At 38.0% G+C, this 22,030-nt stretch carries 19 protein-coding genes; 14 read left to right on the top strand and 5 right to left on the bottom strand.

Annotated elements, in window-relative coordinates; all coding sequences use genetic code 11:
* Complete coding sequence (gene ychF / locus Q0E08_RS02830; RefSeq protein WP_294776094.1) at positions 1 to 1,095, bottom strand: redox-regulated ATPase YchF; 1,095 nt, start codon at positions 1,093 to 1,095, stop codon at positions 1 to 3.
* Between the two features lie 154 nt (positions 1,096 to 1,249).
* Between ychF and ilvB the strand changes: the two genes are divergently transcribed.
* The 9 genes from ilvB (at position 1,250) to Q0E08_RS02785 (ending at position 11,003) form a co-directional block, all read left to right on the top strand.
* The gene (ilvB, locus tag Q0E08_RS02825; RefSeq protein ID WP_367118520.1) at positions 1,250 to 2,917 is read left to right on the top strand and encodes a biosynthetic-type acetolactate synthase large subunit; all 1,668 of its coding nucleotides are present in this window, start codon (positions 1,250 to 1,252) and stop codon (positions 2,915 to 2,917) included.
* 14 nt (positions 2,918 to 2,931) lie between these two features.
* Entirely contained in the window at positions 2,932 to 3,441 is a 510-nt protein-coding gene (gene ilvN, locus Q0E08_RS02820) for an acetolactate synthase small subunit (RefSeq protein ID WP_294776088.1), read from the top strand.
* Between the two features lie 12 nt (positions 3,442 to 3,453).
* Positions 3,454 to 4,713: a 3-isopropylmalate dehydratase large subunit gene (gene leuC, locus Q0E08_RS02815; RefSeq protein WP_294776083.1), complete on the top strand. Its 1,260-nt coding sequence runs from the start codon at positions 3,454 to 3,456 to the stop codon at positions 4,711 to 4,713.
* Positions 4,714 to 4,726: 13 nt separating this feature from the next.
* The gene (gene leuD / locus Q0E08_RS02810) at positions 4,727 to 5,206 is read left to right on the top strand and encodes a 3-isopropylmalate dehydratase small subunit (RefSeq protein WP_078768718.1); all 480 of its coding nucleotides are present in this window, start codon (positions 4,727 to 4,729) and stop codon (positions 5,204 to 5,206) included.
* Between the two features lie 10 nt (positions 5,207 to 5,216).
* Positions 5,217 to 5,627, top strand: a complete 411-nt coding sequence (locus tag Q0E08_RS02805; RefSeq protein WP_177664162.1) for a hypothetical protein — start codon at positions 5,217 to 5,219, stop codon at positions 5,625 to 5,627.
* A gap of 396 nt (positions 5,628 to 6,023) precedes the next feature.
* Complete coding sequence (locus Q0E08_RS02800; protein WP_290912732.1) at positions 6,024 to 6,701, top strand: response regulator transcription factor; 678 nt, start codon at positions 6,024 to 6,026, stop codon at positions 6,699 to 6,701.
* Positions 6,694 to 7,686, top strand: coding sequence for a sensor histidine kinase KdpD (locus tag Q0E08_RS02795; RefSeq protein WP_294776076.1), 993 nt, complete (start codon positions 6,694 to 6,696; stop codon positions 7,684 to 7,686). Before Q0E08_RS02800 ends, Q0E08_RS02795 begins: the two co-directional genes overlap by 8 nt.
* A 76-nt stretch (positions 7,687 to 7,762) precedes the next feature.
* Positions 7,763 to 8,455, top strand: a complete 693-nt coding sequence (locus Q0E08_RS02790; RefSeq protein ID WP_177664167.1) for an ABC transporter ATP-binding protein — start codon at positions 7,763 to 7,765, stop codon at positions 8,453 to 8,455.
* Positions 8,442 to 11,003, top strand: a complete 2,562-nt coding sequence (locus Q0E08_RS02785) for an ABC transporter permease (protein ID WP_294776072.1) — start codon at positions 8,442 to 8,444, stop codon at positions 11,001 to 11,003. Before Q0E08_RS02790 ends, Q0E08_RS02785 begins: the two co-directional genes overlap by 14 nt.
* A gap of 175 nt (positions 11,004 to 11,178) precedes the next feature.
* Here the strand turns inward: Q0E08_RS02785 and Q0E08_RS02780 are convergent, their stop codons facing one another.
* Together Q0E08_RS02780 and Q0E08_RS02775 are read right to left on the bottom strand one after the other, a co-directional pair.
* Positions 11,179 to 11,769 carry a zinc ribbon domain-containing protein gene (locus Q0E08_RS02780; protein WP_294776069.1) on the bottom strand — a complete coding sequence of 197 codons (591 nt, stop codon included), beginning with the start codon at positions 11,767 to 11,769 and terminating at the stop codon, positions 11,179 to 11,181.
* A gap of 299 nt (positions 11,770 to 12,068) precedes the next feature.
* A complete protein-coding gene (locus Q0E08_RS02775; protein ID WP_294776066.1) occupies positions 12,069 to 12,617 on the bottom strand; it encodes a flavodoxin family protein in 549 nt (182 codons plus the stop codon).
* Positions 12,618 to 12,798: 181 nt separating this feature from the next.
* Here Q0E08_RS02775 and Q0E08_RS02770 point away from each other — a divergent pair, with 181 nt between their 5' ends.
* Entirely contained in the window at positions 12,799 to 15,300 is a 2,502-nt protein-coding gene (locus Q0E08_RS02770; RefSeq protein WP_294776063.1) for a heavy metal translocating P-type ATPase, read from the top strand.
* Positions 15,301 to 15,316: 16 nt separating this feature from the next.
* Here the strand turns inward: Q0E08_RS02770 and Q0E08_RS02765 are convergent, their stop codons facing one another.
* Both Q0E08_RS02765 and Q0E08_RS02760 read right to left on the bottom strand, forming a co-directional pair.
* Positions 15,317 to 16,393 (bottom strand): glycosyltransferase, encoded by a 1,077-nt coding sequence (locus tag Q0E08_RS02765; protein ID WP_294776059.1) that lies wholly within the window; start codon positions 16,391 to 16,393, stop codon positions 15,317 to 15,319.
* A 39-nt stretch (positions 16,394 to 16,432) separates the two neighbouring features.
* Positions 16,433 to 17,257: a collagen-like protein gene (locus Q0E08_RS02760; protein ID WP_294776056.1), complete on the bottom strand. Its 825-nt coding sequence runs from the start codon at positions 17,255 to 17,257 to the stop codon at positions 16,433 to 16,435.
* A gap of 241 nt (positions 17,258 to 17,498) precedes the next feature.
* Here Q0E08_RS02760 and Q0E08_RS02755 point away from each other — a divergent pair, with 241 nt between their 5' ends.
* Genes Q0E08_RS02755 through Q0E08_RS02740 form a run of 4 tightly spaced genes read left to right on the top strand, consistent with a single transcriptional unit; the run spans position 17,499 to position 21,931 of the window.
* Positions 17,499 to 17,942 carry a CtsR family transcriptional regulator gene (locus Q0E08_RS02755; protein ID WP_294776053.1) on the top strand — a complete coding sequence of 148 codons (444 nt, stop codon included), beginning with the start codon at positions 17,499 to 17,501 and terminating at the stop codon, positions 17,940 to 17,942.
* Between the two features lie 15 nt (positions 17,943 to 17,957).
* A complete protein-coding gene (locus Q0E08_RS02750; protein ID WP_294776049.1) occupies positions 17,958 to 18,470 on the top strand; it encodes a UvrB/UvrC motif-containing protein in 513 nt (170 codons plus the stop codon).
* A 2-nt stretch (positions 18,471 to 18,472) separates the two neighbouring features.
* Positions 18,473 to 19,468, top strand: coding sequence for a hypothetical protein (locus Q0E08_RS02745; protein WP_294776046.1), 996 nt, complete (start codon positions 18,473 to 18,475; stop codon positions 19,466 to 19,468).
* Positions 19,469 to 19,507: 39 nt separating this feature from the next.
* On the top strand, positions 19,508 to 21,931 hold the full coding sequence (locus Q0E08_RS02740) for an ATP-dependent Clp protease ATP-binding subunit (protein WP_294776043.1): 2,424 nt from the start codon (positions 19,508 to 19,510) through the stop codon (positions 21,929 to 21,931).
* Positions 21,932 to 22,030 lie beyond the last annotated feature (99 nt).

The raw sequence follows: 22,030 nt of genomic DNA, 5'->3' as shown, positions 1-22,030 counted from the left end.
TTATACATTAAATCTAAAGAGAACAATATCACCGTCGTTCATAACATAATCTTTGCCTTCGCTTCTTACAAGACCTTTTTCTTTTGCAACGGTCATTGAACCGCAAGCCATAAGGTCGTCAAACGACACAACTTCAGCTCTGATGAAACCACGCTCAAAGTCGGTGTGAATTTTGCCGGCTGCCTGAGGAGCTTTTGTTCCTTTTTTGATTGTCCACGCTCTTACTTCAGGTTTGCCCGCCGTAAGATAGCTGATAAGACCTAAGAGGGAATAACTCTTTTTAATCAAACGGTCAAGACCGGATTTTTCAAGTCCCATATCTTCAAGGAACATTTCTTTTTCATCAGGGTCAAGTTCTGCAATCTGTGCTTCCATTTCGGCACAAATCGGGAACGTTTCCGCGCCTTCTTGTGCTGCAATTTCCTTAACGATATTGTAGAATTTATTGTTGTCAATTCCGTCTGCAAAGTCATTTTCGCCCATATTACAGGCATAAATTACAGGCTTGATTGTGAGAAGTGCAACATCTTTGAGATATTCTTTTTCTTCTTCGGATATTTCGCATGCTCTTGCTGTTTTGCCTTGTTCCATCTCTTTTACAAGTCTTTCAAGAAAATCGACTTCGCCGGCGAGTTTTTTGTCGCCCTTCATCGCCTTTCTTCTGTTGTCAAGGCGTCTTGAAAGAATGTCAAGGTCAGAGAGAATAAGTTCAAGGTTAATTGTTTCGATATCCCTTGCCGGGTCTATATTACCGTCAACATGGGTAATGTCGTCGTTTTCAAAGCATCTTACAACATGTATAATGGCGTCAACTTCCCTGATGTGAGAAAGGAACTTGTTGCCGAGTCCTTCGCCTTGGCTTGCACCTTTTACAAGACCTGCAATGTCAACAAATTCGATTGTAGCCGGTGTAAACTTATCAGGCTGATACATTTCGGCAAGTTTGTCAAGTCTTTCATCCGGCACGCTTACCATGCCGATATTTGGCTCAATGGTACAGAAAGGGTAGTTTGCACTTTGTGCACCTGCGTTTGTAATTGCATTAAAAAGAGTACTCTTTCCTACATTAGGCAATCCAACCATTCCTAATTTCATATATATAAACTCCTTTATGTAAATTTATTCTGCATTATTATATAACATTATAAATATTTTTACAAGAGTAAATATATCTTGACATTGGGCTTTATATGGAATAAAATATTAACTAATATTTTTAAATAAATAGTAACTATTATGAGGGAGGGGCATTATGGAACTTAACGGCTCACAAATTGTACTTGAAGTTCTTAAAGAACAAGGTGTAGATACTATATTCGGTTATCCGGGCGGTACTATCCTTAACATTTTTGATGAACTTTATAAGTACGGCGATACTTTTAATCATATATTAACTGCTCATGAGCAGGCTGCCGCACATGCTGCCGATGGCTATGCAAGAGCAACGGGTAAGGTCGGCGTCTGCTTTGCAACATCCGGTCCGGGTTGTACAAACCTTGTTACAGGCATTGCAACTGCATATATGGACAGCGTGCCTGTTGTTGCAATTACTTGCAACTATGCAACATCCGGTCTTGGCAGAGATTCGTTCCAAGAGGTTGATATTTGCGGCATCACCATGCCAATTACAAAACATAATTTTCAAGTAGAAAAGGTAGAGGATTTGGCGGATATTATTCGCCGTGCATTCAAAATTGCACAGACAGGTCGTAAGGGCCCTGTACTTATTGATATTCCAAAAGATATTACTGCGGCTTCTTGTGAATATACAAAACAGGATAAAGTTGTTCCGGAAAAGGCAAAATCACCAAAAGAGTCTTGCTTTAACAGAGCGGTTGAACTTCTTAACAGTGCTAAAAAGCCTGTTATTTACTGCGGCGGTGGCTCTGTTTCTTCTGATGTAGGTCAAGATCTTATCAAATTTGCCGAAAAAATAGATTGTCCTGTTGTATCATCTCTTATGGGACTCGGCGCATTTCCGTACAATCATCCGCTTCACCTCGGACTTATCGGTATGCACGGACATTATCAATGCAACAAAGCCGCTCACGATTGTGATGTGCTTATTGTTTGCGGTGCAAGATTCAGCGACCGTGTTGCAGGCAACAGAGCAAAGTTTGCTCCAAATGCGGAAATTTTACATATTGATATTGACGCTGCCGAAATGGACAAGAATATTGTTTCAAATTATCATCTCCGCGGTGACCTTGCAGAAATTATTCCTATGCTTACCGAAGCTGTTAATAAGCAAGACCACAGTGAGTGGAGGGCGGAAATTAAAGGTTTTTCAAGACCTTTCAAGCAACTTCAAATCGGCGATTATGTAAATCCGCAAACTTTGATTGAAAAAATTGACGAAAAAACACCTGAAGATACTATTGTTGTTACCGATGTAGGTCAACATCAGCTTTGGGCTGCTCAATTTTATAAATACAAAATGCCTCGTACTCTTTTGTCATCCGGCGGTTTGGGCACAATGGGTTATTCAATGGGTGCCGCAATCGGCGGTCAGGTAGGTTGTCCGAATAAAACCGTTGTTATGTTTGCGGGTGACGGCGGCTTCCATATGAATTTGGCAGAACTTTGCACAATGAAGTCTTATAATATTCCTGTCAAGATGTTTATTATGAATAATACCGTTCTCGGTATGGTTCGTCAGTGGCAAAAGCTTTTCTATGAAAACAGATTTTCTGATACAGACCCTAACAGAGCAACTGATTTTGTCAAAGTTGCAGAGGCATTTGGCGTTAAAGGACTTCGTATAAATACAAATGATGAAATTGACAGTGTCCTTGATGAAGCGTTTTCATATAACGGACCTGTACTTGTTGATTGCAGAATCAGCAAGGATTCCAATGTACTTCCTATGATTCCTCCGGGAGGAGCTCATACGGATATTATCGAAGAATTTAATTAAGGAGGACTTCGGCTATGAAAGAAAAGTTGATTTTATCGGTTCTCGTAGATAACGAAAGCGGTGTTCTTCAAAGAGTTGCAAGCCTTTTTTCAAGAAGAGCTTATAATATTTCTTCGCTTACTGTTAGTGAAACAGAGGATGAAAAGTTCTCTCGTATGACTATTGAAACATATACAGAACCTGAAAATTTCAGACAGATTAAGCGTCAGCTTTTGAAACTTGAAATTGTTAAAAAGGTTTCTGAGCTTACAGCTCAAAACTCTGTTTCGTCAGAGCTCCTTTTGGTAAAAGTTCATGCAGAAGGCATTGAACAAAAAAATGCTCTTTTGGAACTTAATGCCTCTTACGGTTCAAGAGTTCGTGATATTTCTCTTGAAACATTTACTCTTGAATATACCGGTCAGGGTGAAACGATTGATAATTTTATTAAAGAACTTGAAGAAAAATTCGGTATTGTAGAACTTGCAAGAACAGGTATAACATCTCTTCAAAGAGGTGAAGGTTCGTTTACCGAAGATATATAAGGAGGCAAAATTATGGGAATGACAATGACCCAAAAGATTTTGGCGGCTCATGCAGGTCTTGACAGCGTTGTTGCAGGACAGCTTATTGAGGCAAATCTTGATATGGTTCTCGGTAATGATGTTACTTCTCCTGTAGCTATAAATGAAATGAACAAGTTCGGTAAAAAGTCCGTATTTGATAAAACAAGAATTTCTCTTGTTATGGATCATTTTACGCCGAATAAGGATATTCAATCTGCCGAAAACTGCAAACAGGTTCGCCAATTTGCAAAATCATTCGGTATTACACATTACTTCGATGTAGGCAATATGGGTATTGAACATGCTCTTTTGCCCGAGCAGGGTATTGTTACTTGCGGTGACTGCATTATCGGTGCGGATTCACACACTTGTACATACGGTGCTCTCGGTGCTTTTTCAACAGGCGTCGGCTCAACCGATATGGCTGCCGGTATGGTTACAGGCAAGGCTTGGTTTAAAGTTCCGTCTGCTATCAAGGTTGTTATCACAGGCAAAAAGCACGGATATATTTCGGGTAAGGATGTCATTCTTCATCTTATCGGCGAAATCGGTGTTGACGGTGCTCTTTATAAGTCACTTGAGTTTACGGGTGACGGCATTAAAGAACTCTCTATGGATGACAGACTTTGCATTTCAAATATGGCAATCGAATGTGGTGCAAAGAACGGAATTTTCCCTGTTGATGACATCACACTTGAATATGTTAAAGGCAGAAGCGAAAGAGAATATAAGATCTTTGAGGCTGACGCAGATGCAGAATATGAAAGAACAATCACCATTGACCTTTCAACCCTCAAATCAACTGTTGCATTTCCTCATCTTCCTGAAAACACAAAAACATTTGACGAGATTGACAGAATTGATATTGACCAGGTTGTAATCGGCTCATGTACAAACGGCAGAATGGAAGATATGCGTGTTGCCGCCGAAATTCTCAAGGGTAAAAAGGTTGCCGACGGAGTTCGTGTAATCGTTATTCCTGCAACTCAAACAATTTACCTTAATTGCGTTAAAGAAGGTCTTGTAGAGGCGTTTATCGAAGCTGGTGCTATTGTATCAACACCAACTTGCGGACCGTGTCTTGGCGGTCATATGGGTATTTTGGCTGCCGGTGAAAGAGCAGTTTCAACTTCAAACAGAAATTTTGTAGGCAGAATGGGTCACACAAAATCGGAGATTTACCTTGCTTCTCCTGCAGTTGCTGCTGCATCTGCAATTAAAGGCTATATTGCTGACCCTGAAACTTTATAAGGAGGTATATATTATGAATGCTAAAGGCAGAGTACATAAATTCGGAGATAATGTTGATACCGATGTTATCATCCCTGCAAGATACCTCAATCGTTCTGATGAAGAATGGCTTGCTTCTCACTGTATGGAGGATATTGATGCAGATTTTGCAAAGAATGTAAAAGCGGGCGACATTATGGTTGCCGAAGCTAACTTTGGCTGCGGTTCGTCAAGAGAGCACGCACCTATTGCCATTAAAGCATCGGGCATTTCTTGTGTAATTGCATCAACTTTTGCAAGAATTTTTTACCGCAATGCAATTAATATCGGTCTTGCTATTCTTGAATGTGATGAGGCTGCAAAAGATATTAAAGACGGTGACGAAGTCGAGGTTGATTTTGACAGCGGTGTTATCTCAAATATCACAACGGGCAAAACTTATCAGGCACAGCCTTTTCCTCCGTTTATTCAAAATATTATTAAAAACGGCGGATTAATGAATTCAATTAAGTAAGGACATTTTTATGGATATTTTTGAAATAACTGATGATTCTGTTAATAAAGCATGGTCGGGTACAGACGGTTATTGCTTTTCAATGAATGATTACACTCTTAAAAATATGAGTGAACTTGCAGATAACAATATTCCCGACAATGTTTCAAAATCACAAATTATGGTTACTCTCGGATATGTTCCTTATGTGACTGTCAACGATGTTGAGATAATGCGTGCTTTTATTGAAACTATTAACAATAAGAAACTTAAAGGTGTTTTTGAAAAGGTAGAAGATAAAGATTATGTTGAAACCTTTTGGAAATACTGCAATATTTATCCTGAAATTCGTGACAGCTACGGCGATTTTGAGCATAACTTTGTTAAAAATAAAATCGTTGATTGGTGCAAGGAAAACGGCATCAATTACAAATTAAAATAGTTTAATTTTAAGGAGTCGATTTATCGGCTCCCCAGCGTGTCGAAAAAGTGTTTTCGACACGCTGGGGGCTATTGAGAAAGGTTCTGAATTTCGTTTTCTTGGGAAGGAAGATGTACGATGGTACCTCGACTGAGCAAAAAACGAAAAACGCCAAAAGTGTTGCAAACTCGATGTTTGCGGCACTTTTCTTTAAATAGTATTATTGAAACAATAAGGTTTCGGGATAGGCAAGCCTATCCCCTACAAAATCACGCTGAAATAATTTTGGCGTGCTTTAGGGGCTTTATCAATAGTCTAGGGAGTCGATTTATCGGCTCCTTTTTATTACAATATTGTAATGGAAGTGCAATATATAATATGTTATTATATTTATAACAAAATATAATGAGGTGCATTATGGATATATTTTTGTTAGAAGATGACGATGCAATTGCAATGGGCTTGTCATATTCCCTCGAAAATGAGGGATATACCGTAACCGTTGCAAAAAGCGTTTCTCAAGCACTCGAAATAATAAACCAAAAGAATTTTTCAATGTATTTGCTTGATTTAACCTTGCCTGACGGAAGCGGATATTCCGTTTGCAAAAGAATCAAGGAAATAGGCGATTTTCCTGTTATATTCCTTACGGCTTATGATGACGAGGTAAATGTTGTTATGGGTTTTGAACTCGGTGCCGATGATTACATCACAAAGCCGTTTAGACTTAAAGAACTTCTTGTCAGAATTAAGAGTGTGTTCAGACGATACAACAATGACAGCACTGACGGTAAAATAAAAGTTAAAGATTTGGTCGTTAATACAAATGAAGCAAAAGTTTACAAAAACGGCAACGAAATTGTCTTGACTGCAATGGAATACAGACTGCTTCTTATTCTGCTTAATAATAGAGGCTGTGTACTTTCACGCACACAGCTTTTGGAGAATATATGGGATGTTGCGGGTGACTTTGTTGAGGACAATACCTTGACCGTGTACATCAAACGGCTTCGTGATAAAATTGAGGAGAATCCAACCGAACCTGAATATATAAAAACAATCAGGGGTCTTGGATATATTATTGAAAATGAATGATAAGGAAATAAAAATAGTATTAATTGTATCGTCGGTTTTGACTGCCGTGCTTTCTGTTATATGTGCTTTTTTCAGCAAGATATGTGCTGTTTTATGCTTGGTACTTGGCATAATTTTGATAATGATTTTTGCTGTTGTTACAAAACGCAGATATAAAAATCTAAATGACCTTAACGATTACCTTTCGCTTGTTTGCAAGGGCATATATGATATGAATATTGACGACAACACCGAGGGCGAATTATCAATATTAAAGAATAATTTGTATAAGGTAATCACACTGTTACAAAGTCAAAATGAGTATTTGAAAAATGACAAATTGTATCTCGCAGATTCAATTGCCGATATATCGCATCAACTCAAAACTCCGCTTACATCAATGATGGTGATGTGTGAACTCTTGGAAAATGAAGAAAATCCCAATAAACGCCGGGAGTTTGTTGCAGTTATCAACCATCAGCTGTCAAAAATGAAGTGGTTAATTACCAATATTCTCAAAATTTCAAAGCTTGATGCAGACGCAACCGAATTTAAAAGAGAAGAAGTCAGTATATCAAAAGTGCTTGATGACAGTTTAAAACCGTTTGTTTTGACCGCAGAACTAAAGAATATCACTATTCAAAATAATACAAATGATTTTGTCTTTAACGGTGATGAAAGCTGGACGGTTGAAGCGGTTTCAAATATTGTGAAAAACTGTCTTGAACACACAAATGACGGCGGAAAAATCATTATTGCAAGTGACTCGACCAACCTGTACAATAAGCTGACAATTTCCGATAACGGTTGCGGAATCGCAGAAGAAGATTTGCCGCATATATTTGAGCGTTTTTATCACGGCAAAAATTCATCAAAGGACAGTGTTGGTATTGGCTTGGCACTTGCAAAAACCGTCTTTGAAAAAGAAAATGCCTCCGTTTCGGTTGAAAGTGAGCAGGGCATAGGCAGTGTTTTTGAAATAAGGTTTTATAAATCCGTTGTTTAGTGACATAACTGTAATTTTTATGTCACGGCATTGTAATTCTCGTTTTATAGAATAGGGCACGAAAGGAGAGAAATGTATGAATATTCTCGAAGTAAAAAATCTATCAAAAATCTACGGCAAGGACGAAACAAAGGTCGTTGCACTTGATAATGTGTCTTTTTCTGTAAAACAAGGTGAATTTGTTGCAATTATCGGTCCGTCTGGTTCAGGTAAATCTACTCTTTTGCACATCCTCGGCGGAGTTGATGTGCCGACAAAGGGAAGTGTTATAATCAACGGAACCGATATTTCGACCCTTGATGAAACAAATCTTGCAATTTTTCGTCGCAGACAAATCGGACTTATTTATCAATTCTACAACCTCATTCCGATTTTGACGGTTGAGGAAAACTTGACCCTCCCGCTGTTGTTAGACGGCAGAAAGCCAAATCAAAAAATCATTGATTCTCTCGTGAAAACTCTCGGTCTTGAAAACAGATTGAAGCATTTACCGAGCCAGCTTTCGGGCGGTCAGCAACAGCGTGTTTCCATCGGCAGAGCGTTGATGAACAATCCTGCTCTTATGCTTGCCGATGAGCCGACAGGTAATCTTGACAGTGAAAACACAAAAGAAATTATTTCACTGCTCAAAAAATTTAATAAAGAGAATAACCAAACTCTTATTGTCATAACTCACGATGAAAGAATTGCACTTGCAGCCGACAGAGTTATTGCTATTGAGGACGGCAGAATTACAAGAGATGAGGTGAAAACGGATGAATATCGTTAACAAACTCACTCTCCGTCATCTCAAAGAAAACAAGGGCAGAACTCTTGTAACAACTTTTGGAATTATTGTTTCGGTTGCAATGATAACCGCTGTTTTTGTTGCTATGGCATCTTTTATGCAGTTGTTTGCCGATGTTTCGATTGTGTCAGACGGCAATTATGTTGCACAACTGAATGATGTAAAATCATCAAGCCTTGACGAACTTTATAAGGACGAAAGAATCGAAACCGTCGGTTTGTGTGATGAAAACTATAAGCAGTTCAAAATTGACAACGGCAAGTCCGACAGGCTCGCAACAGGCTCAATCGGTGCTTGTGATGACGGATATTTTAAAATGTTCATTCAGGCTGATTACGACGGAACTTTGCCAAAAACAAGTGAAGAAATCGCTGTGCAAAGCGATTTTATCGAAAATAACGAACTTGATTGGCAGGTTGGTGATATTGTTTCTATCCCGTGCGGTACAAGAATTATGAGGGATAAAGACGGTGAATTTGATGTCACCGGTGCATATTCAAAAGGCGAAAAGTTTGCTCGACAAGAGGTTAAACAATACAGAATAACTGCGATACTTCATGAAAATAATCCCACTTCCAAGTTTGCACTTTTAACTTATTCGGATGATTTAAAGGCAAATCCGACTGTCGCTTTTCAGCTTAAAACTCTTAACAGCAAGTCTTTGGATGTTGTGAATAGTATTATTGATAAGGCAAATCCCGGTGCAAGCACGGTGAATACGGAATTGCTTTATTCCAACTTTTCATATTCAAGTGATAGCTTTATGGCGATGATTTTACCTCTTGTTGTTATTTTACTTGTTATAATTATGGTTGCTTCCGTTGTTCTTATTTATAATGCTTTTGCAATGTCGCTTTCAGAAAAGGTAAAGTATCTCGGTATGCTTTCGTCAGTAGGTGCTACCAAGCGACAAAAACGACTTTCCATATATTATGAGGGATTTATTCTTGCACTGTTTGGTATTCCGCTCGGTATCGGTGCAGGTGTTGCCGGCATCGGTATAACACTTAAAGCACTTGGCAAAAAAATTATTTCTACTTCAATGCTTAACGGTGTAACCGAACAAAATGTTTCAATGAAAGTCGTATTCCCGATTTGGGCGGTTTTGATTGTCTTGGGATTGAGTATAATAACAATTTTGATTTCTTGCTCAATTCCGGCTAAAAAGGCTTCAAAAATTTCCACAATTTCTGCTATCAGACAATCTGATGAAATTAAGGTTAAAGCAAAGACGCTCAAATGTCCGAAATATATCAAAGCAATTTTTGGTTACGAAGGCGAACTTGCATATAAAAATCTCAAACGAAACGGCAGAAAAGCAAGAGTAATTACCGTTTCAATCGCACTTTCCATTGTTTTGTTTTTGAGTTGCAATTATTTTTGTGATATTTTTGCAAACGAAACGGTAGGGCAGGAGTCAATGCCTTATCAAATCGGCGTTTATCTTGATGATACAAATCGTGAAAGTGCAATTAAAGAATTTGAAAATGTTGATGGCATTGACGATATGTATAGTGCAACAAACATTTATTATTCGGTTCAAAAAAACAGTAATTACAGAAATAATTTCAAAATGTTTACCGATGATAAAAAGCTTACCAACGCTTACAGTCGTGAGTTTTCGAACAGATTTGCTGTTCAAATAAATATGCTTGATGACGATATGTTTAATGAACTTTGTGATAAAAACGGTATTGACAGCAAGGCGTATTTTAATTCAAACAATAAGTGTAAATTGCTGTTGATGAACAATGTTTCGCACACCGCAAGCGGCAAAAAAGTGTTCACCGATAATATTCTCGGCTCAAGTTTTAAGGAAGCATATTATCCGGAAGATAATCTTCAGTTTGAAATTACGGATTTTGTTAAATACAGCAACACAAAGCCTTGCAATTTGAATAAAATCGGCGTTATTTCACTGTATATGCCGTATTCACAGCTTGTAAAAGTTTGCAAGAACATCAACGCAAACGACAATCAACTTTCAAACTATGTTTTGGGAATAGAAACAACCGACCATCAGAAAGTTACAGAAAAGCTGAATACAATATCCGATGACGGGAAAAATTCCAACTTTACAGTTGTTGATTTTTCGGAACAAATGCAAGCATTTGAAGCTATTGCTTTGGTAATTCAGGTGTTTGTTTACGGCTTTGTTGCATTGATTTCGCTAATTACAATATTTAATATTATCAACACGATTTCTTCGGGTATTGCATCTCGTAAAAAGGAGTTTGCAATGATGAAATCTGTCGGAATAACACCAAAAGGCTTTAACAAAATGATTATGCTCGAAAGTGCTTTTTACGGAATAAAGGCTGTAATTTTCGGCTTGCCGATAAGTGCGCTGATTTCTTTCGGTATGCACATGGTTTTGAATAACAGCACAACAACATTTTCAATAGATTATGTGTTGTACTTAATTGTCGCACTTGTTGTGTTTGCAATCATCGGTATGACAATGATTTATTCAGTCAAAAAAGTCCAGCAAAACAATATAATCGAAACCTTAAAAGAAGATATAAACTAAAAATTTATTTAATTCATCAGTATAAAATAAGCCTCCAATGGTAGAATGAAATTTACCGTTGGAGGTTTATTTGTAATGTAATTGAAGGTCCTTTTTAATATTTAAATCCGATTGTATTTATAGTGTTAATTGATTTAATTTTATATGCTTTATAATGCTAAAAAGTTATAATGGATTAATTTATGACTATTATATTATCAGATGTCGCTTCTTGTATCGAAACACAAAGACATCCATTATCTAAATGATCATCGGTACTTAAATCTGACCAATGGCCTGCACCTTTAATAACACCCTCAATATATAATTTGTCACCGATATTAATTCTATTAAAAGCATATTCATCATTATTAGTAATAGTCAGTAATATATCCGATTTAAATTTAACAAAAGTCATAGAGGCTCCACTGTAAAATTTTCTATTAATATCTACAACTTCATAAGTAAAGGAAATTGGCACGTTCTTGTATTTTTGATTAAATGCATTTATTTCAGTTACATTTTTGCAAGCTTCATATTCATCAAATAGTTGATTATAAGTAATATTTTCATTTCCGATTGATAAGTTTATTCTTCCATTGATTTTGTTACCAATATATTCATTGCACCAAGGATACCACAAATATGTTATAACAGATAAAATAATCAACAGCCTAAAATAAAACTTTATTTTTTTGACTTTTTGTTTTGCTCCACATTTTGGACAAATGTCTGCGGTTTTAGAAATCTCTGCTCCACATGTTTTGCATTTCGTAATTTTTTTCATTATTGTAATTCTCCTTATCTAAAATAAAAAATGCGCACAGCCGAAGCCATACGCACAAAAAACACATAGCTCAACTGTCGCCAAACACATCACATATATACACGCGGTAAAGTATGCAAATTAAGAGCATGCATTTTTATCTAAAGACAAAAATAGCATACCTATACCGCCGTTAAATATTCACTTGTGATGTATTTGGCAATTTCAGTTTAGCACATAATCAATAAAAATGCAAGAAATATAAGCATAAGAAAAAGACGACTTGATTGTTCTTTAATCAAATCGTCTTTAAATAATTATTATTTTTTGATTTGGTGCACAAATTTTTCAAGTTCAACAATGTTGAATGTGTAGTTATTTGAATCCGTACCTGGTATGTAGTATCGTGCTTTCAATTCTCCGCCGAGAGGGGAGAATAACTGCTTGATACTGTTTGACATATAGTTTGCACATTCTCTTGCGTTTGTTCCGCTTGTGATTACAAGACCTACACTCTTTTGTTTGCCTATAGGCTCGCTGTCGCCACGCAGATATTTTGCACTGCAAAAGCGTTGAAATCTGTCCATAAGGGCCTTTAGAGGAGCAGGAAAGAAGTTGTTGTACATCGGAGAAAGAATTGCGATATAGTCAGCTTCTTTCAAATCCAAAAAGAAAAAGTCAAGGTCCTTGTTTGCACAGCCGTTGTGCATTTCACAATATCCGCACGCTTTGCATGGCAAAGGGTCAAGTTTGTATACATTATATTCCTTTGTTTCGCAATCGATAAAATAAGGCTTAATTTGCTTTAAAACCTCTGCACAAACTCCGTTTTCCCTTGGAGAAGCATTAATAATTAATAATTTTTTCATTTCATCACCAAAGGGTATTATATATTTTTACATATAATATGTAAAGTATAAATTGACAAATTGATATTTTGTGTATATTATTTATGTGGAAGGTGATTACTCGGTAATCATATTAACACAGTAGGCTTTTGCGGCTGATTGCCTTTGTGTTATTATTGCAAAATTCAGAAACGAGGTAAAAATGACTCAATACAATGTGACAGGTATGAGCTGTGCGGCTTGTTCTGCAAGAGTGGAAAAAGCAGTTAGTTCGGTTGACGGAGTTTCTTCTTGTTCTGTAAATCTGTTGACAAACTCAATGGGCGTAGAGGGCACCGCAACATCAAAAGAAATTATTGAAGCGGTGGAAAAGGCAGGATACGGAGCTTCGCTTAAAACAAAAAACAAAAAAGCTAAAAGTAATTCCGATGATGAACTGAAAGATACCCAAACACCGAAATTGGTTAAGCGACTTGTAGCGTCTTTGGTGTTCCTTGCACCGCTTATGTATATCTCTATGGGGCATATGATGTGGGGCTGGAAACTCCCGAGTTTTATGGAAAACAACCATATTGCCATGGGACTTGCACAAATGCTTTTTGCAATTATCATTATGGTGATAAATCAAAATTTCTTTATCAGCGGTTTTAAGGGTCTTATCCACAAATCACCAAATATGGATACGCTTGTTGCTCTCGGAAGCGGTGCTTCGTTTGTATACAGCACCTATGCGCTTTTTGCAATGACGGTTGCACAAACAAAAGGCGATATGTCTGCGGTTATGTCATATATGGATGATTTCTACTTTGAATCCGCAGCCATGATTCTTGCCCTGATTACAGTCGGCAAAACTCTTGAAGCATATTCCAAAGGAAGAACAACCGATGCGTTGAAAGGCTTGATGTCGCTTTCTCCGAAAACTGCAAATGTTATTCGTGACGGCAAAGAAATAACGGTTGATATTGATGATGTTTCTGTCGGTGATGTTTTTGTTGTCAGACCGGGCGAAAGTGTTCCTGTTGACGGAGTAGTTATTGACGGCGAAAGTGCTGTTGATGAATCTGTACTCACGGGTGAGAGTTTGCCTGTTGACAAAACAGTTAACGATAAGGTCACATCAGCCACTATCAATAAATCGGGCTTTTTGAAATGCAAGGCTACGAGAGTCGGCGAAGATACAACATTGGCACAGATAATCAATCTTGTGTCGGATGCTTCGGCTACAAAAGCACCTATTGCAAAACTTGCCGACAGAGTGTCCGGAGTGTTTGTTCCGAGTGTTATTGCTATTGCGATTATCACTTTTATTGTGTGGTTGATTGTGCCAAAACCGTTTGGATATGCACTCAGCAGAGCAATCAGCGTTTTGGTTATCAGTTGTCCTTGTGCTCTTGGATTGGCAACTCCTGTTGCAATTATGGTCGGCAACGGCAAGGGTGCAAAAAACGGTATTTTGTTCAAAACCGCCGTCTCTCTTGAAGAAGCAGGCAAAACTCAAATTGTTGTTCTTGATAAAACAGGAACTATAACCGAGGGCAAACCGAAGGTTACCGATGTAATTCCTGTTGGCATATCTGAAAACGACCTTTTGCAACTTGCTTATTCACTCGAAATAAAAAGCGAACATCCGCTTGCAAAGGCGATAGTGGAAAAAGCCGAAGAAATGCAAATTTCATCGCTTGATATTAAAGATTTTGAATCTAAAACAGGCAACGGCTTGTGCGGAACTTTGGAAAATTCTAAGATATATGCGGGCAGTTCAAAGTATATTTCAACTGTTTGTGATATTTCATCAGTTAAAAATGATATTGAAAAATTGTCAAATGACGGCAAAACTCCGTTGCTTTTTGCAAAAGACGAAAAGCTGATTGGTGTTATTGCTGTTGCCGACACAATCAAAAAAGACAGCCCTGAAGCAATCAAGCAACTTAAAAATATGGGAATAAGGGTTGTTATGCTCACAGGCGACAACAAACGCACGGCTGACGCAATCGGCAAGCAAACAGGCGTTGATATGGTTATATCCGATGTTTTGCCTGACGGCAAAGAAGCAGTTGTGAAAAAGCTTCAATCATTTGGCAAGGTTGCTATGGTTGGTGACGGTGTAAATGACGCTCCGGCACTCACAAGGGCGGATGTCGGCATTGCCATCGGTGCAGGTGCGGATGTTGCGGTTGACAGTGCAGATGTTGTTTTGATGAACAGCAAGCTATCGGATGTTTGTTCTGCAATCAGGCTCAGCAGAAAATCGCTTACAAATATTAAAGAAAATCTGTTTTGGGCTTTTATTTATAATATTATAGGTATTCCGTTGGCTGCCGGTGTGTGGATTCCAATCACAGGATGGACACTTAACCCGATGTTCGGTGCGGCTGCGATGAGTCTTTCAAGCTTTTGCGTTGTTATGAATGCGTTGAGGCTTAATTTTGTGAATGTAACAAGTCCAAAAAAAGATAGAAAAATCAAAGAAGTAAATATAGATTATACGGAGGAATTTAAAATGACAAAGACAATTAAAATTGACGGAATGATGTGCCCGCATTGCGAGGCTGCCGTTAAAAAGGCACTTGAAGCGATTGACGGCGTAACTTCAGCTGTTGCAAGTCATACCGAAAAACAGGCAACCGTTGAGCTTTCCAAGGACGTTGACACAGCAGTTTTGGAACAAGCTGTTGTTGATGCAGGATACACAATAATTAAATAAAGAATTTAGGAATTCGTCAATTGACGAATTCCTTTATTTTTTGCATATTGTCTTTTAGCCTTTCGTTTTCAGGCTCAAGAATATATGCAGACACGGCGTTTTTTAGTGATAGGGAATAATTGCCTAAATTGAAGTATGCAATTGCCAAAAGGTCGTACGGAACATAATTCCAACAATAGCCTTCACTTATATATGTCATCGGTCGCTCTGTTATTTTCAAAGCGTTTTCAACCAATTCTGCGACTTTGCTCCAATTTTGGAGTTCATATTCAAGTTGAGCATATTCAATATACGGTTCTCGCAAATACGGAGTTTCTTTTATCGCTTTTTCATACCACAATTCTGCTTGCTTGTAATCAGCTTTTTTTATATAGCATTTTGCAATATACCGCATTGAAGCACAACGCTCGTCTTTCCATTTTGCACTTGGCAACGCAAGATGCTTTTTTAATGTTTCAATACTTTTGTCGTACATTTTATAAAACATATACTCTCTGCCGAGGTAGTGCATATTTCTGTCGTCATTTGGATTTTCTTTTACCGATAATTCAAGAAGCGGCAAATACTGTCCTCGTGATTTCTTTTTGTCCGGATAATGCTTTAATGTTACATTGTCCAATGTGATATATTTTTGCTGCTGTTCGCCTGTGTATTGCAAAATTTCGTGTACGGGATATACCCATTTGAAATTGTTTCTTGAATGGATTTTTTCAATATAAAATGATGTTTGCGGTTTTCCGTTTTCATCAAAACTCCAAATATAATTATATCTTGCGTTTGTTGTGCCATTTGTCCATTTTTCTTCCAACTCATCTCTCCAACCTTTTGTGAACACTTCATCAAGGTCGGTGCAAACGCAAATATCAACATCTTCTCTTACGAAATCAAGTGATTTATTTCGTGCTTCATCAAATCTCCAAGGTTCAATTTTAACAGAGTTTACAATAACACCTTTTTGCTTTAATAATTCAACGGTGTTGTCTGTTGAGCCTGTATCTGCAACATATATTTCGTCAGCTTCACTCATAGAATTTACCCAACGCTCAACAAATTTTTCTTCGTTTTTTGAGATGGCATAAACAGCTATTTTCACAAAATCACCTCTATGTACGGTGGCATATGCCACCTTTATTTACGCAAGTTTTATAATTGTTAAATCCGATACCGTGGCTTCTGTACCGCCTGCAGACGGTGTAACGGTAACAGCTGTTGCGATAGGATTTACAATGCTTAAAACAGTATTTGCCGCTGTTGTTGTAATGATTGTTTTGCCTTCGATTATTCCGTCATCGGCTGCGTTTCCGAATGTTGCATTCGGTTGAACAGCACCGTTAACCGCAATGCCTAATTGACCGGCTGTATTTGTATTTACCTTAAACATTATAAGATAAGTTCCCGTATCAGCTAAATTAAATGTTGAATTAGTTAATCTTGTAATGCCTGTTGTTGAGGCAGACGAATTAGGAAACTCAACTGCTGTATTTTGTGCAATAGCGGTAGGATTATCATTTGGAGCAAGTGCATAAAATGATGCGTATTCGCTAATTCCGCCCGCAGGACCTGTAGGACCGACAGCACCTGTGGCACCCGTTGGTCCGGCAACACCTTGAGGACCCGTCGGACCTACTGCACCTGTTGCACCCGTCGCACCGGTAGGACCTGTCGGACCGACAGCACCGGTTGCACCTGCAACACCTTGCGGACCGGTTGGACCGATTGCACCGTCAGGACCCGGAATACCCTGCGGACCGGTTGGACCGATTGGACCCTGAGGCCCTTGATAGCCTTGTACGCCTTGCGGACCCATAGGTCCCATTGGACCTGTCGGACCGGTAGGACCTACAACAGGATAGGGAACAGGTGTCGGTGCAGGTGGGCAAGGAGGAACAGGAGGCGGGCAAGGTCTTATCGGTACAGAACACGAACAACCTTGTTCTCTTGTATTGTATATCATCATAAGTTTCACCTTACAAATAGTATTATATATGTCTGCCGTAACAGCCAAAGACATATATTTTATATTATGCATAGCCTAAAAACGCTGTTACTTTTTTCGACAAAAATAAATTTAAAAATTTTTTGAAAAACTTCTTGACTTTTCCTGACCTTTGTGATATAACACAATTAAAGGACAAAGAAAGTCAAAGTCAAAGACTTAATGTCCGACTAAAATGAAAGAAGATGATTAAGAAGTGAAGATGAGTGATGTAATAGCTGATATGATACTTGATATGTTTGACGATAATACATCAACGGTTCAAATTCAGCGTAATGATTTAGCAAACAGAATAGGTTGTGTGCCCAGTCAGATTAATTATGTAATTACATCAAGATTTACTCCGGAAGCCGGCTATCAAATAGAGAGCAGACGAGGCGGAGGAGGATATATCTTAATCACCCGTGCAGCTTCTCCGCAAAACGCTTTAATGGGCTTCATTAATTCAATAGGAAACAGTATTGACGAGAGAAGTGCAAAGGCAAATTTAATAAACTGTAATTATCAAAAATTAATTAATGACAAAGCTACAAAAATGATGGTTTGCGTTGTTGCAGACAACAATTTTAAAGGTATTCCAAAGGAATATGCAGATGCTATTCGTGCAAAACAGTTAAAACAAATGCTTCTTGCATATATTGATTAATTGGGGGCGTTATTTATGAAATGTACACATTGTCATATGAATGAGGCTAATACTCATATTCAAAAGATTATTAACGGACACAAGGAAGAAATGTATCTTTGCGAGGATTGTGCAAAGGAACTCGGAGTTATGGATGAGTTTAATTTTGAACCGTTTTCTATGGATAATTTCTTCGGTAACCTAATAGGTGCAGGTGCAAGTGCATTCAATTCGCTTGTCGGCATAAACGGTTGCCCAACCTGTGGTTCAACACTTAAAGATATTGTTGATTTCGGTCGTGTCGGATGCTCCGATTGCTATGATAAGTTTGAGGACAGACTTGCACCGAGCATTGAAAAAATTCACGGAAATGTAAAGCATATCGGCAAAAATGTAACATATACCGAATCGACAAATACAAAAAAACAAACAGTTAACGACTCCTTGTCACAACTCAAGGAAGAACTTAAACAGGCTGTTAAGGAACAAAGATTTGAAGATGCAGCGGTTCTTCGAGACAAGATAAAGGAAATCGATAAGGAGAATTAAAGATGGAAAAAAGATACGAGAGTTCAGCAACAAACAGTGATGTAATAATGTATTCAAAGGCTGTTTTAATGCGTAATTTGGCGCATGTCCCATATCCGATAAAAATGAATGATGACACTAAAAGAACGGTTGTAAAAAAGGTGTTTGCCTGTATAAAAAACTCTCCGCTTGCACAGGAATTTGATTTGATTAACACTTCGGATATATCAAAAGCCAAGGCTTTGTCTTATTCGGAAAAAGATTTGATAAGCGATGGCTTTGCAAAGCAAAATTCTTCATTTCTTTTGTCAAAAAATGAAGATGTATGCATATCAATTAACGAAGAAGACCATATAAATATCAATTCTTTTGCATCCGGTCAAAACATTGAAGAAGCATACAATAAAGCAAATGATATTGATGATATTTTTATCAAAGGTTTGCATATTGCTTTTTCCGATAAATACGGGTTTTTAACATCATCTCCGTTTAATCTCGGAACAGGACTTAATGTTTCTGTTGTTCTTCATTTACCGGCTCTTGCAAACAAAGGTATAATGTCCAAACTTTCAACAACAGTTTCAAAGCTTGGCTTTGTACTTAAAGAAATGTATGAAGGCGGTGCAGGGGATTTTTACATTCTTACAAACACCGTTACTCTCGGTATTACCGAGAAAAATGCAGTTGACAATCTGAACGCCGTATGCAATCAAATTGTTGCACAGGAACGGTCGGCAAGAGAAGCGTTAAAGGAAAATCCGAGTGTTGAAGATAAGATTTATCGAACTTTGGGCATACTTAAACTTGCACGCAAACTTTCTGTTGAAGAATTTTTAAACAATATATCATTGGTTCGGCTTGGAATATCTCTTGGATATTTTGAGTATTCATATGAGCTTATAGGAGATATGATTTACAATCTTTTTGATGCAACTCTCGTTGATTCGTCTAAATCCGATCTGACTCAATCAATGTGCGAAACATTAAGAGCACAGATTGTCAGAGAAAAACTGGCATAAAATGTTGGTGTTCAATTTGTTTAGAAAGGCGATGATATTATGTATCGTTTTAATTCATTTACAACAAAAGCAAACGAGGTGCTTAACCTCGCAATTAAAAGTGCCGAAACTTACGGACACAATTATATAGGTACGGAGCATATTCTTGTTGGTTTGCTTTCAACCGATTCAACAGTTCCCGCTCTTACAAACAACGGCGTAACATACGAAGGCGTAGACCGTCTTATCCGTGAAGAAATCGGCGTTGGTAATCCAACATCACTTACTCCGGACGATTTTACTCCGAGAGCAAAGAGGATTATTGAAATTTCGTTCCAAATTGCAAGAACAATGCGTAATTCATATGTAAGCGTTGAGCATATTCTTGCCGCACTTCTTAAAGAAGAAGACAGCTATGCCGTAAAGTTTATCAATGAACTTGGTACGGATTCACAAAGAATTCTTGATGACTTGATTACCGATTTGAGTTCAAACAGCTACGACAGCAATCAACAAAGCGGTTCAAAGAAAAAAAGCAAAAGCAAAACTCCTACACTTGACGAATTCGGTAAAAACCTTACAGAACTTGCTAAGCAGGGCAAGATTGACCCTGTAATCGGCAGAGAAAAAGAAATTAAAAGGGTTATTCAAATTCTTTCAAGAAGAAATAAAAACAATCCTTGCCTTATCGGTGAGCCGGGTGTCGGCAAAACCGCCATTGCCGAGGGTCTTGCACTTAAAATCGTTAACGGCGAAGTGCCTGAAATGCTTGCAAATAAGACGATTTACTCACTTGATTTGACTTCAATGGTTGCCGGTACAAAGTACAGAGGCGATTTTGAGGAAAGAATCAAAAAGGCTATGGATGAAGTTAAGGATAATAAGGATGTTATCCTTTTCATTGATGAAATTCATAACATTATGGGTGCAGGTGCAGCAGAAGGTGCGGTTGATGCCGCCAACATTCTCAAACCTTCGCTTGCCCGTGGCGAAATTCAGGTAATCGGTGCCACAACTATTTCCGAATACAGAAAAAATATCGAAAAAGATGCGGCACTTGAAAGAAGATTTCAGCCTGTGACGGTAGGTGAACCTACAGAAGAAGAAACCGTAGAAATTCTTAAAGGTCTTCGCGATAAGTACGAAGCTCATCATAAGGTTAAGATTACGGATGAAGCTATTGATTCTGCCGTAAAGCTTTCATCAAGATATATTAACGACAGATTTTTGCCTGATAAAGCTATCGACCTTATTGATGAAGCAGCGTCGGTTGTAAGGCTTAACGCTTATACTCTTCCGCAAAATTTAAAAGATATGGAGGATGAAATTAAGCGTCTGAATGCCGAAAAACAAGATGCCGTTAACAATCAAAAGTTTGAGGACGCCGCAAAGTTCAGAGATAAAGCAAATGAACTCACAAAGCTTCTTGATGACGAAAAATCAAAGTGGCGTAATACTTCAAATCACGATGTAAAGGCTGTTTCAAGTGACGAAATCGCACAGGTTGTATCATCGTGGACAGGCGTTCCGGTAAGTCAGCTTACTAAGGAAGAAAGCGAAAGATTGCTTAATATGGAAAATATTCTCCACGAAAGAATTGTCGGTCAGGATAAGGCAGTAAGTGCAATTTCAAAGGCTATCCGCAGAGGCAGGGTCGGTCTTAAAAATCCTAACAGACCTATCGGTTCGTTTATTTTCCTCGGACCAACAGGTGTGGGTAAAACAGAACTTTGCAAATCTCTTGCAGAAGCTATGTTCGGTGATGAAAATGCTATTATCAAGCTTGATATGTCCGAATATATGGAAAAGCATACGGTATCAAAACTTATCGGTGCGCCTCCGGGATATGTAGGTTTTGATGAGGGCGGTCAGCTTACAGAAAAAATCAGAAGAAAACCATACAGTGTTGTTCTTTTTGATGAAATCGAAAAGGCTCATCCCGATGTGTTCAATATGCTTCTTCAAATTCTTGAAGACGGTGTTTTGACCGATTCGCAGGGCAGAAAAGTTTCGTTCAAAAATGCAATCATCATTATGACTTCAAATGTCGGTGCATCAAAAATTACAGATGAAAAGCTTGCACTCGGCTTCGGTCAGGAGGACGGCAAGAAATTATCAATCGAAGATTTGGTAATGCCTGATTTGAAAAAGACCTTTAAGCCTGAATTCCTTAACCGTCTTGACGATATTATCGTATTTAATCAGCTTGAACAGAGCGATATTGAAGAAATTGCAAAGCGTATGCTTAAATCACTTCAAAAGAGAACTCAAGATCTCGGTATTGAACTTGATTTTACAGATGCGGCAATTAGTGAACTTGCAAAAGAAGGTTTTGACAAAACATACGGTGCAAGACCTCTCCGTCGTGCAATCCAATCTAAGATTGAGGACAAATTGTCCGAATTGATTTTGGATAAAACAATAAGCGAAGGTTCAAAATGTACTGTTGATTTTGCTGATGGCGAGTTTCAATTTAACTCCTAAAGATACAAAATACGGCATAAAGAAAATTTCTTTGTGCCGTATTTTCATAAAAACCTTGAAAACCTACTAAAATGGTGGTATTATAAATTCAAGGACAGG

This window comes from uncultured Eubacterium sp. (assembly GCF_934561735.1).
GTDB lineage: Bacteria > Bacillota > Clostridia > Oscillospirales > Acutalibacteraceae > Eubacterium_R.
Note: the sequence above shows the minus strand (reverse complement) of the source record. Positions and strands in the feature narration are given on the sequence as shown.

Bases quoted from the DNA above. Each gene is read 5' to 3' on its own strand.
- Q0E08_RS02785 (WP_294776072.1), top strand. From the start codon at position 8,442: ATGAATATCGTTAACAAACTCACTCTCCGTCATCTCAAAGAAAACAAG.
- Q0E08_RS02770 (WP_294776063.1), top strand. From the start codon at position 12,799: ATGACTCAATACAATGTGACAGGTATGAGCTGTGCGGCTTGTTCTGCA.
- Q0E08_RS02790 (WP_177664167.1), top strand. From the start codon at position 7,763: ATGAATATTCTCGAAGTAAAAAATCTATCAAAAATCTACGGCAAGGAC.
- Q0E08_RS02780 (WP_294776069.1), bottom strand. From the start codon at position 11,769: ATGAAAAAAATTACGAAATGCAAAACATGTGGAGCAGAGATTTCTAAA.
- ilvN (WP_294776088.1), top strand. From the start codon at position 2,932: ATGAAAGAAAAGTTGATTTTATCGGTTCTCGTAGATAACGAAAGCGGT.
- Q0E08_RS02795 (WP_294776076.1), top strand. From the start codon at position 6,694: ATGAATGATAAGGAAATAAAAATAGTATTAATTGTATCGTCGGTTTTG.
- Q0E08_RS02745 (WP_294776046.1), top strand. From the start codon at position 18,473: ATGGAAAAAAGATACGAGAGTTCAGCAACAAACAGTGATGTAATAATG.
- Q0E08_RS02755 (WP_294776053.1), top strand. From the start codon at position 17,499: ATGAGTGATGTAATAGCTGATATGATACTTGATATGTTTGACGATAAT.
- Q0E08_RS02800 (WP_290912732.1), top strand. From the start codon at position 6,024: ATGGATATATTTTTGTTAGAAGATGACGATGCAATTGCAATGGGCTTG.
- Q0E08_RS02775 (WP_294776066.1), bottom strand. From the start codon at position 12,617: ATGAAAAAATTATTAATTATTAATGCTTCTCCAAGGGAAAACGGAGTT.
- Q0E08_RS02805 (WP_177664162.1), top strand. From the start codon at position 5,217: ATGGATATTTTTGAAATAACTGATGATTCTGTTAATAAAGCATGGTCG.
- ychF (WP_294776094.1), bottom strand. From the start codon at position 1,095: ATGAAATTAGGAATGGTTGGATTGCCTAATGTAGGAAAGAGTACTCTT.
- Q0E08_RS02750 (WP_294776049.1), top strand. From the start codon at position 17,958: ATGAAATGTACACATTGTCATATGAATGAGGCTAATACTCATATTCAA.
- Q0E08_RS02740 (WP_294776043.1), top strand. From the start codon at position 19,508: ATGTATCGTTTTAATTCATTTACAACAAAAGCAAACGAGGTGCTTAAC.
- leuD (WP_078768718.1), top strand. From the start codon at position 4,727: ATGAATGCTAAAGGCAGAGTACATAAATTCGGAGATAATGTTGATACC.
- Q0E08_RS02760 (WP_294776056.1), bottom strand. From the start codon at position 17,257: ATGATGATATACAATACAAGAGAACAAGGTTGTTCGTGTTCTGTACCG.
- leuC (WP_294776083.1), top strand. From the start codon at position 3,454: ATGGGAATGACAATGACCCAAAAGATTTTGGCGGCTCATGCAGGTCTT.